Raw genomic sequence first — 1,648 nt, 5'->3', positions numbered from 1 at the left:
GCGCGAAGGAGCCGTACCCTCGTGCCCCTCTCCCCGCTCGCGCCGCTCCGTGCGCGCACGACTCGCCCGTCGACCGCCCGGCACCCCGCCCAACTCGTCGGCGGCACCCCGGTCCTGTGGATGGACGAACCCTTCGCCCCGCCCGGCCGGGGCTTCTACGCCAAGCTGGAAGGCGCCAACCCGGGCGGCCTGAAGGACCGGCCCGCCCTGCACATGGTCCGCGAGGCCCGGCGCCGTGGCGACCTCGCGCCGTGCGCGCCGGTCATCGAGTCCTCCAGCGGCACCCTCGGTCTCGGCCTCGCCCTGGCCGGGCTGACCTACGGCCACCCCGTCACCGTCGTCACCGACCCCGGCCTGGAACCCCCCGTCGCCCGCCTGCTCACCGCGCTGGGCGCCCGGGTCGTCCGGGTCGGCGCCCCACACCCCGAGGGCGGCTGGCAGGAGGCCCGCCGCGCCCGGGTCGCCGAGCTGCTGGCCCGCACGCCGGGCGCGTACTGCCCGGACCAGTACCGCAACCCCGACAACGCCGCCGCCTACCGGCCCCTCGCCGCCGAACTGATCGCCCAACTCGGCCGCGTCGACGTGCTGGTGGCGGCGGTCGGCACGGGCGGACACTCCGCCGGGATCTCCGCCGCGCTGCGCGAGAGCCGTCCCGGGCTGACGCTCATCGGGGTGGACGCCGTCGGTTCGGCGATCTTCGGTCAGCCGGCCGGCCCACGGCTGATGCGCGGGCTCGGCTCCAGCATCCACCCGGACAACGTCGACTACGCGGCCTTCTCGGAGGTCCACTGGGTGGGCCCGGCCGAGGCCGTCCGGGCCTGCCGGCGCCTCGCCGGACGGTACGGCGTCTCCGGTGGCTGGAGCGTCGGGGCGGTGGCGCTGGTGGCCGGCTGGGCGGCCCGGACCCATCCCGCCGGGACCCGGATCGCCGCCGTCTTCCCCGACGGTCCGCACCGCTACCTCCAGACCGTCTACGACGACGACTGGTGCCGTGACCACGGGCTGCTCGAGGAGGCCCCGCCGGCGGAACCCGACGAGATCGCCGAGCCCGACGCGCGCGTGGTGACGCGGTGGACCCGGTGCGCCAGGGTCCGTGATCCGCTCGCCCGCACCCTGGTGAAGGCCGGTGCCCGGTGAGGGGGCCGTGGACCCGGACGGCCGGCTTCGGCCGGCCGGCCCGGCTGCTGATGGTCAACCAGTTCGGCATCAACCTCGGCTTCTACATGCTCATGCCCTACCTGGCCGACCACCTGGCGCACGGCCTCGGCCTGGCCGCCTGGGCCGTCGGGCTGGTGCTGGGCGTGCGCAACGTCTCGCAGCAGGGCATGTTCCTGCTCGGCGGCACCCTCGCCGACCGCTACGGCTGCAAGCCGCCGATCCTCGCCGGGTGCGCCCTGCGCGCGGTCGCGTTCGCCCTGCTGGCGGTGGCGGAATCGCTGCCCGTCCTGGTGGCGGCCTCGGCGCTGACCGGCCTGGCCGGGGCGCTGTTCAACCCGGCCGTGCGCGCCTATCTCGCGGCCGACGCCGGCGAGGAACGGAGAGTGGCGGCGTTCGCCGCCTTCAACGTCTTCTACCAGGCGGGCATCCTGATCGGCCCGCTCGCCGGACTCGCCCTGCTGGCCTGGGACTTCGGCGCCGTGTGCACGGT

Annotated in this window: 2 protein-coding genes; both read left to right on the top strand. The window is 76.0% G+C overall.

Translation table 11 applies throughout. The features are described 5' to 3' along the window. Positions 1-21: 21 nt before the first annotated feature. A complete protein-coding gene (locus tag H5J33_RS34440; protein ID WP_181798589.1) occupies positions 22-1,137 on the top strand; it encodes a PLP-dependent cysteine synthase family protein in 1,116 nt (371 codons plus the stop codon). 50 nt (positions 1,138-1,187) lie between these two features. Beyond that, on the top strand, positions 1,188-1,648 hold a 461-nt coding region (locus H5J33_RS34435), incomplete at its 3' end, for an MFS transporter (protein ID WP_181798590.1).

Source organism: Streptomyces sp. WELS2, from assembly GCF_013870595.1.
In the GTDB taxonomy this organism is placed as follows: Bacteria; Actinomycetota; Actinomycetes; order Streptomycetales; family Streptomycetaceae; genus Streptomyces.
Note: the sequence above shows the minus strand (reverse complement) of the source record. Positions and strands in the feature narration are given on the sequence as shown.